Annotated in this window: 10 protein-coding genes and 1 pseudogene; 5 read left to right on the forward strand and 6 right to left on the reverse strand. The window is 60.8% G+C overall.

What is annotated here, in order from left to right:
- Positions 1–11: 11 nt before the first annotated feature.
- Entirely contained in the window at positions 12–1,199 is a 1,188-nt protein-coding gene (locus A5483_RS10710; protein WP_002549071.1) for a septal ring lytic transglycosylase RlpA family protein, read from the reverse strand.
- Between the two features lie 271 nt (positions 1,200–1,470).
- Positions 1,471–3,729, reverse strand: coding sequence for a heavy metal translocating P-type ATPase (locus A5483_RS10715; protein ID WP_063811800.1), 2,259 nt, complete (start codon positions 3,727–3,729; stop codon positions 1,471–1,473).
- On the opposite strand from A5483_RS10715, the gene A5483_RS12570 reads away from it, so the two are divergent.
- Entirely contained in the window at positions 3,730–3,858 is a 129-nt protein-coding gene (locus A5483_RS12570) for a hypothetical protein (protein ID WP_277619708.1), read from the forward strand.
- A 59-nt stretch (positions 3,859–3,917) separates the two neighbouring features.
- Here the strand turns inward: A5483_RS12570 and A5483_RS10720 are convergent, their stop codons facing one another.
- Together A5483_RS10720 and A5483_RS10725 are read right to left on the reverse strand one after the other, a co-directional pair.
- Positions 3,918–4,316 (reverse strand): heavy-metal-associated domain-containing protein, encoded by a 399-nt coding sequence (locus tag A5483_RS10720; protein ID WP_002549057.1) that lies wholly within the window; start codon positions 4,314–4,316, stop codon positions 3,918–3,920.
- A 23-nt stretch (positions 4,317–4,339) separates the two neighbouring features.
- Positions 4,340–4,711, reverse strand: coding sequence for a metal-sensitive transcriptional regulator (locus tag A5483_RS10725; protein WP_002549202.1), 372 nt, complete (start codon positions 4,709–4,711; stop codon positions 4,340–4,342).
- A 541-nt stretch (positions 4,712–5,252) separates the two neighbouring features.
- Here A5483_RS10725 and dnaB point away from each other — a divergent pair.
- Positions 5,253–6,599 carry a replicative DNA helicase gene (dnaB, locus tag A5483_RS10730; RefSeq protein ID WP_002549113.1) on the forward strand — a complete coding sequence of 449 codons (1,347 nt, stop codon included), beginning with the start codon at positions 5,253–5,255 and terminating at the stop codon, positions 6,597–6,599.
- Between the two features lie 41 nt (positions 6,600–6,640).
- Positions 6,641–7,651 carry a zinc-binding alcohol dehydrogenase family protein gene (locus tag A5483_RS10735; RefSeq protein WP_063811801.1) on the forward strand — a complete coding sequence of 337 codons (1,011 nt, stop codon included), beginning with the start codon at positions 6,641–6,643 and terminating at the stop codon, positions 7,649–7,651.
- Positions 7,652–7,719: 68 nt separating this feature from the next.
- On the opposite strand, the gene A5483_RS10740 is transcribed toward A5483_RS10735, so the two are convergent.
- Together A5483_RS10740 and A5483_RS10745 are read right to left on the reverse strand one after the other, a co-directional pair.
- Positions 7,720–7,962, reverse strand: coding sequence for a hypothetical protein (locus A5483_RS10740; protein ID WP_063811802.1), 243 nt, complete (start codon positions 7,960–7,962; stop codon positions 7,720–7,722).
- On the reverse strand, positions 7,946–8,260 hold the full coding sequence (locus A5483_RS10745) for an ArsR/SmtB family transcription factor (protein ID WP_052647590.1): 315 nt from the start codon (positions 8,258–8,260) through the stop codon (positions 7,946–7,948). Before A5483_RS10745 ends, A5483_RS10740 begins: the two co-directional genes overlap by 17 nt.
- Before the next feature lie 104 nt (positions 8,261–8,364).
- Here A5483_RS10745 and A5483_RS10750 point away from each other — a divergent pair, with 104 nt between their 5' ends.
- On the forward strand, positions 8,365–8,550 hold the full coding sequence (locus A5483_RS10750) for a hypothetical protein (RefSeq protein WP_063811803.1): 186 nt from the start codon (positions 8,365–8,367) through the stop codon (positions 8,548–8,550).
- Positions 8,547–8,617 (forward strand): annotated as a pseudogene (locus A5483_RS12740) (DNA-3-methyladenine glycosylase); the annotation flags it as partial. The gene A5483_RS10750 and the pseudogene A5483_RS12740, both read left to right, overlap by 4 nt.
- Positions 8,618–8,743 lie beyond the last annotated feature (126 nt).

Genomic DNA, 8,743 nt, shown 5'->3' on the forward strand with positions numbered 1-8,743 from the left:
TCGGGCAGCAATCAGCTGTAGCGGACGGTCACCAGCCCCTGTCCAGGAGCGATAGCGTTCATCGCCGCCGTCGAGAGGTCGAGGCAACGTCCACCGACGTAAGGACCGCGATCGTTAATACGCACACTCACGGTACGACCATTGCTGACGTTCGTAACGCGAATAGTCGATCCCAGCGGAAGAGTCCTCGACGCAGCAGTAAAAGCCGACGGGTCGAAGGTCTCACCAGAGGCGGTGGGGCCACCCGCAGTACCGTCACCCTCACCGTAGGTGGATGCCACGCAGGTAGTACCGCTGATCACCGGATTCGAGGAGGAGCCGGAACCGTTCGAGGCGGAGGATGAGCGCGAGGCAGAACTCGACGGCTCAGCCTTCTTAGTACCAACCTTGACGATCTGGGTCACAGGGGCGTTGACGACCCTGACGGAAACCTTTTTCTCGGACACCTTTTTGCCGTCCTTAAAGACGACAAGCCAGGTCTCCTCGTTGATGCCGTTAACACCCTTAGTGGTGACCTTGGTCTCACCCTTGGGCAGGCTGGAATCCTCAACTTTTTTGGTGGTGAAGGGGACGGCGACGCGGCGCTTCTGGGGCTTCTGATCCACCATCGTCAGGGTGATCTTCATGCCATCGACCAACGGCGTGCCCAGGCCGGGGTCGACGCCATCGTTCGAATCAACCTTGACCTTGGCTGCCTTGAGGGCGTCGGCAACGGTCCCGACCGCGGTGACTTTCTGAGTCTTGCCACCGACGGTGACCGTGACATCCTTAGCCGTCTGCATCGAGAAGGACAGCCCGGCGCGCGAAATGTCCAACGAGCGCGACACCGATACGAGATTGTCAGGATCCGACTGGTTCAGCTGGGCCAGAACCTCGGAAACGTTCTTGGCTGTGGTCCAACGGACCACCTTCTTGCCGTCAATAGTGACTACGACGCGGCGACCGTAGTTAACGGTGATGACCTGACCATCGTGGATCTCAGAGTCCAGCGAGGGCTGCACGTCGTCGTGCGGGCCAACCGTGATCCCCTGTTGAGCGAGGGCCTGCTTGACCGTGCCCGGCTTGACCTTAGCCTGCCGGGAGACTCCGTCCAAGGAGAAGGTCACGGTGTCTCGATCAAGCGCTTGGACCATCGTCAGGCCACCAGCCGAGGTGAGGCTGAGGGCCCCGGCAATCGCGGAAGCTACAACTTTCGACATTCGACCACTTCAGTATCGGGGGCTCGAGAGCCCGGTACGGGAACGGCGTCAGCCACACTGGCACGCACCAACATGCCTTCCGGTGGAAGGCACGGCCAACACCATAGAACAGATCATCCGAAGAATCCAAAGATTTACTGAGAAACTTAAGATTCGCTCGCTTCAAACGCGTACTCGGCAAGGATCACATCACCCCCCAAGCCCCGCGAAAACCGCGCCATAAAGCCATTTCCCTGACATGATCCCCCGGCAGCGGGCCCGTACCAAATACTCAGTTTGAATCGCTCATCTCAGGATGCCAACGCACCAACCTCATCGAGTTCGTGACAACAAACACCGAGCTGAAGGCCATCGCCGCAGCCGCGATAACCGGGCTCAGCAACCCCACAGCCGCGACCGGGATAGCAACCACGTTGTAAGCGAAAGCCCAAAACAAGTTCTGGCGAATCGTGCGGTCCGTGGCGTGAGCCAGGGACAGGGCGTCAACCGCCAGACGCGGATCACCTCGGGTGCAAATGATGTCGCTGGCAGCGATGGCGACGTCGGTGCCAGTCCCCATAGCGATGCTTAAATCTGCCGTCTGAAGGGCAGCAGCGTCATTGACTCCATCCCCCATCATCGCGACACGGGTGCCGCCCGAACGCAGCCGAGTGACGACGTCGACCTTGTCAGCGGGCATGACCTCGCTCATGACCTCGCCAATACCCAATTCTGACGCCACGCGGGCCGCAGCGCCGGAATTATCACCCGTCACCAGCACGGGGCGCACGCCAGCTTGAACCATCCGCTTCACCGCGACGGCAGCTTCCGGCTTGATCTCGTCACTCACCGCGATGGCGCCGAGAATCTCGTCACCTCGCCCTACTACGAGCACGGTACGGCCCTCAGCCTGGGCTTGCTCGACATTTTTCGACAGCACGTCAGGGATGGCATCAAAAAGCGACGCCCGCCCAGCCTTGGCCGGCAACCCATTCACAACCCCACTGACCCCAAGGCCAGGCAGAGCCTGGAAGTCCTGCGCGGGGGCCACACCTGGGCACGCCGCAACGATGGCCCGCGAAATCGGGTGCTCTGACCCCGCTTCAAGCGCTGCTGTAACGGCAAGTGCCGGTGAGCTGTCAGAAATGTTCACCGCACGCCCGGACTCGTCCCACACCGCGACCACGGCCATCCGACCGGTGGTGAGGGTACCGGTCTTATCCATCGCCATGACATCAATACCGCGGGCCCTCTCCAAAGATCCCGCACCTTTAATAACAATTCCCAACCGGGCACCGCGGCCCGTGCCAGCCAGCAAGGCCATCGGGGTTGCCAGGCCCAGGGCGCAGGGGCAAGCAATGATGAGGACCGCTACCCCAGCGGTGAAAGCCGCCGTGACCCCCTGACCCAACACAGCCCACACGATCATCGTCAGGGCCGAGATGGTCAAAACTGTCGGCACAAAGATCGACGAGACTTTGTCGGCAAGATCCTGGGTCTTAGAGCGACTGGTTTGAGCAGCCTCAACAAGAGTGGCGATGCGAGACAGCTCGGTATCTGAACCAACGGCGGTTGCCTCCACAACAAGCCGTCCGGAGGTGTTAACAGTGGCGCCGATTACCTCGTCACCGACGGTCACCTCGACCGGCAATGACTCTCCGGTAACAAGGGACGCGTCGATCGCCGAGCTCCCCTCAGCAACCCGACCGTCGGTGGCGACCTTCTCCCCCGGCCGCACAACGAAGTGATCCCCCACCGTGAGGGCCTCGATCGGGACGGTGACCTCCCGCCCGTCACGGATCACGCGCACCGACTTGGCGCCCATCCGTAGCAACGCTTGCAGGGCGGACCCGGCCTCAGCACGGTTACGGGCCTCAATCCACCGCCCGATCAAAATAAAAGTGATGACGCCGACTGATGCCTCTAGGTACAGGGCAGACGAAGGATCAGTGCGCTCAAGGGCCCATGTCATGCGGTGGCGCATACCGACGTGTCCGGCATTGCCCCATACCAGCGCCCAGACCGACCACCCCAGCGAGACCAAAGAGCCGAGACTAATGAGAGTGTCCATTGAGGTGGCGCCATGCCGCAGGTTCGTCCAAGCAGCGCGATGGAAGCCCTCCCCGCACCAGAAGACGACCGGGAGGCTAAGAGCCAGCGCCAACCACTGCCATCCGTCGAACTGCAGGGCGGAAATCATCGAGAGCAGCATCACTGGCACCGCAAGAATGACGGCGACTATCAGTCTGGTGCGAATTTTTGCCGCGTGGTCTTCAGGAGGTGCAGCCGGTGTGGGGATACTCGCCCCATAGCCAGCAGCCTCGACCACTCCGATGAGGTCGTCTACCTTGATAGGCCTAGCAGTGAGAACATGGGCTTTGCTGGTGGCGTAGTTAACGGTGGCCTGGACCCCGTCAACCTTGTTGAGCTTCTTGGTGATGCGGGCGGCGCATGAGGCGCAACTCATACCTGTGATGTCGAGGTCGACGGAGGTAGGTTCCGTCGCGTCCGTTAGCTCAGACTGCGCGTCCGGATGAGTCAGGGGAGGCATATGTTTTCCTTCGTGGACCACCCACCGGAGTCCGTGGCATCGGGATTACCGGTCTTGTTACCGGCAATCCCAGCGGCCCAGGAGGCCGGTGGGCTGTGGGGAAAGACAGTGTCGGGGGTCGGGGTCTGACGGCGTCATGCGGCCAGACCCCGGGGCCCGACATCAAGATCTCGACGGAGACGGGTGACTCAGGCCTGGTGGCCGCCACATCCGCAACCGCAACTGCCCTTACCAGCATGCTCGGCATGCTTAGCGGCAGCTTCCTCGGAGTGCTGGTGGCCGCCACAGCCGCAACCCGATCCCTCAGTCTTCTTCTCGGCGTGGCCATGGCCTCCGCAACCGCACTGGCCACCGGGATGACCAGCAGTGTCAAGAGATGCGGCTTCGGCGACGGTGTACTCGCCGGCCTCATCAACGGCATCGGCGACCTTGCCAAAGGGGATCTCTTCGGCCGAGTCGATCGTCATTGAGCCGGATTCGAGGGAGACAGTGACGTTATCGACGCCGTCAAGGGCCGAGACCTCTTCGACGATCGCTTTGACGCAGTGCTCGCAGGTCATTCCGTTGATGGTGTAGGTCTTGTGCATTATTCCTCCAAGTGTGCTTGTCATCAGGCTTTGACGAGGCGGGCAATGGCCTGATTGGCCTCGGTGATCTTGTCCTCGGCCTCCTGCCCCCCAGCTTGTGCCGCACGAGCAACACAGTGGCTCATGTGTTCGGCGAGCAGTTCCAAAGAGAAGGATTTGAGGGCCGAGGTGACTGCTGAGACCTGGGTCAAAATATCGATGCAGTACTTCTCCTCATCGACCATTCGCTCCAGGCCGCGCACCTGCCCTTCGATCCGCTTGAGACGGCGCAGGTGCATGTCCTTATGTCCGAGATACCCATGCTGGGGGTGGTTACAACCACATGCCCCGCAGGTCTCACCAGACGCCGAAGATTCGACGTCGGGGGCATAGCAGCTGTCATCCGAGTTGGTCATGCGTCCTCCTCTTCACCACAACGTACCCTGTGGGGGTATCTCAGACAAGGCCGCAATTACCTGGCCACCTCGCACCATGTCCACCTCGCCTGCCGATAGCCCCACGGAGCATTTGACCCGCCCCAGAGGCCAACATCTATATCCACAGCCCCTGTGGATAACCTGTCACTAGCTGGCGCGTGAGCCGCGTTCAAACCCCATTTGCACACATTCGAGTTGGACGCTATCCCCACCGCGACACGCCGAAAATTTTCGTCCAATAACTCACAGAGCGGCCATATCACCTAGTCAGACCGCAGTTACCAAGTAGTATTCCACGGCATATCCCCCGATCTACCGAGTTATCCACACGTTATCCCCAGGCAGTCCACACCGATCCAGGCATTACTCACAAGCCCTGTGGATAACCCTTCCCCAAGGCACCTAAAATCGTGGCACACTCACTCTCGAGAACGTGTCGGACCCACGTGGGAACGCGGGCGTCGCCTTGATGAGAAAGACTCGGCACACTAGTCACCCTGTCAGCTGTGAAGGAGCCGCCATGTCCAGCGCACCCGCCGAGCCCGGACCTTCCTTGGACCGTAATCCTCCCCAGGACATTGACGCCGAGAAGTCCGTACTAGGCGCCATGATGTCGTCCAAAGACGCCATCGCCGACGTCGTCGAGGAAATCAAGGGTGTCGATTTCTACCGCCCTGGACACGAGCTCATCTTCAACACCATCACCGATCTATACGGCCGTGGCGACCCAGCCGACACCGTCACCACCGCCGATGAACTGGACCGCCGCGGCGAACTCGAGCGAGCTGGTGGACGCCTCTACCTCGCAGAGTTGCTGACCAATGTCACCGTTACCGCGAATGCGGCGTACTACGCCAAGATCGTCGCCGATAAAGCCGTTCTTCGTCGCCTAGTCGAAGCGTCAATCCGCATCGCCCAGATGGGCTACCAGGGGCAAGGAGAAGTCGCCGACATCGTCGACGCCGCCCAGCAGACCCTCTACGACGTCTCCACCCGCAAAACCAGCGAGGAGTACCACCCGCTCTCGGAACTATTCGAAAGCACCTTTGACGAGCTCGAGGCCATCGAGGCTCGCGGCGACGCCATGGCCGGCATTCCCACTGGTTTTACCGACCTTGACGAACTTACCAACGGGTTCATGCCTGGTCAGATGATCATCGTTGCCGCCCGGCCGGCCATGGGAAAGTCCACCCTGGCCCTCGACTTTGCCCGCGCCGCAGCGATCAAAAATCACCTCGCGGCTGCGATCTTCAGCCTCGAGATGGGGCGTAACGAGATCGTCATGAGATTGCTATCTGCCGAGGCCGGGATCGAACTGTCTCGGATGCGTGCGGGGCGCCTGTCCGAAGAGGACTGGCAGCGCATGGTCGACAAAACTACGCAGATCTCCTCAGCACCGTTATTCATTGATGACTCCCCGAACCTGACGATGATGGAAATCCGCGCCAAGGCAAGGCGGATGAAGCAAAAATTCGACCTCAAGCTCATCGTCATCGACTACATGCAGCTCATGACTTCCGGTAAGAAAGTGGAGTCGCGACAGTTGGAGGTCTCGGAATTCTCCCGCCAGATCAAGTTGCTGGCGAAGGAGCTTGAAATCCCCGTCGTAGCCCTCTCCCAGCTCAACCGTGGCCCCGAGCAGCGCACCGACAAGAAGCCCATGATGAGCGACCTGCGCGAATCCGGGTCACTCGAGCAGGACGCCGACGTCGTCATCCTGTTGCACCGAGAGGACGTCTACGACAAAGAGTCCCCGCGCGCCGGCGAGGCCGACATCATCGTCGCCAAACACCGCAACGGACCGACGCGGACCGTGCCGGTGGTCTTCCAAGGCCACTACTCACGATTCGTCGATATGCAGCGCTGATAGCGGTACCCAAACAGCCCGGTCGGCACTACCGTGGGGTCATGGAAAGCATGCATGCCGTCGCCATCACCGGGCCCCTCCCGGTCTCCGATCCCGAATGCTTCGTCGATGTTGACCTGCCAGTACCCGCCCCGGGGCCGCACGATCTTCTTGTTGAGGTTCAGGCCGTCTCGGTCAATCCCATCGACGTCAAGCTGCGCAAAGGCGCTGGAACACTCTCGCATCCGCGCGTGCTGGGATTTGACGCCGCATCGGTCGTGCGCGCAGTTGGCTCGCAGGTCAGCGGTTTCAGCGTCGGTGACGAAGTGTGGCACTCCGGCAGCCGCGATCGTGCCGGCACCTATTCGCAATTCACCCTGGTGGACTCGCGGATCACCTCTAAACGCCCGTCATCGCTGTCCATCGCCGAGGCCGCATCCCTGCCACTCACTGCTCTGACCTCGTGGGAAGCCCTCATCGACCACATCCGTTTAGGCACCCCCGAAGAACGCAGCGACAAGGCGTTCCTCATGATCGGCGGCGCTGGTGGCGTCGGATCGGCGGCCATCCAGCTAGCTCGGGCTATCACCCGCGGCCCAGTCGTTGCGACCTCTTCGCGCCCGGAGAGCGCACAGTGGTGTCAGGACATGGGAGCCACCGGAATCATCAACCATCACGAACCGCTCGCCCCGCAGGTCAGTGATCTCGGTATTACCGGGTTCGACGGCATCCTCTCGGCCTACACGCCACCGGCATCGGTCTTGGCCGAGATCATCGCACCGTTCGGGCATCTGGTCACGATCGACGGAACCGACTCCTTCGATCTCATGGCCTTCAAGACAAAGTCGTTGACGGTGACTAGCGAGTCAATGTTCAGCCGCCCCCAGTTCGGGACGCCTGATGTCGCCGAACAAGGGCGGGCGCTCGCCAGCATCGCCGATCTCGTCGATAAGGGGCAGATCCGTCCGACGATGACCCGTCACATTGAGGGCTTGACGGCCCAGCATGTGCGTGAGGCCACCGAAGCCGTCGAGTCCGGAGCCATGATCGGGAAAGTCGTCATTACGCTGTAACAACGACCTTTCGATAACGCGCTAAACCCCCGGTCAGGGGTTCAGCGCTTTCAGTGCGTGAGATGTGCTCAGGCAGCGTGCTGACAGGTGGGACAGGCGCAGTCCTCGCAGTTGCAGTTCGCGCACGAATCATTGCAGTGCCCACATTGGCAGGTGGAGCACTCGTCATAATGACCGTCATGCTCGTGGTGGACGTGCCCGTCATGGAGGTAATCGACGTGGTCATGGTGGATCACAGCTTCGTGGCCGCAACCCGGGCCGTGGGTGTGCTTGTGGGTCTCGGCAGGACGATGCTCAGTGGTGACAGTCATGGTTGTGCTCCTTCATGTGGTTAAAGGCGTCCAGGAAAATGGACGCCACATGGTCGTCAGTGAGCGAGTACATGGCCTTCTGCCCGTCCTTGCGCGCTGCTACCAGATGGGCGCTGCGCAACACCTTGAGGTGATGCGAAACCAGCGGCTGCTTGGCTCCGACGATTTCTGACAATTCTCCGACTGATGCCTCACCAGCGGTCAGGCGATTGGCAATCTGTGCCCGAATCGGATTCGCCAGGGCAGCGAACAGCCGAACGACGGGATCGAAGTCCTCTGGTGCCACGTCCTCGCTCATATTCACATCGTATATCAGCATTCATTTATATGAAATCTCTTTAATGCATACCATTCTCATGTTCACCCGGGCGTCCTAGCCCGCTCGTTACATAGACTCGGATCATGAACCTGAACAAGGCCGAGGACGTCCATACCGCCGAGATCGCCGGCCTGCTGGGGACGGCCTACCTAGCAGCCTTCGGCACTTCTCATGGATTGGCGAAAAAGATCGGCGCCTGGCCAGCGGTCATCACCGTGACCGCCGCTACCTGTACCGCATGCCACTTTTTGTACGCCACCAAAGAATGATCGACCTCTCAGCTCCCGCTACCGAGGTTGCCCCGCTCCTACTCGGGGCGACAATCTGGCGCGGCCTGGTGGGGATCCGCCTCACCGAGGTCGAGGCGTACATGGGACTCAACGACCCCGCCTCCCATGCCTTTCGTGGGCCGACTCCGCGCGCCCGCGTGATGTTCGGACCGCCCTCTCACGTATACGTGTA

It is taken from the genome of Cutibacterium namnetense, from assembly GCF_001642025.1.
Taxonomy (GTDB): Bacteria; Actinomycetota; Actinomycetes; order Propionibacteriales; family Propionibacteriaceae; genus Cutibacterium; species Cutibacterium namnetense.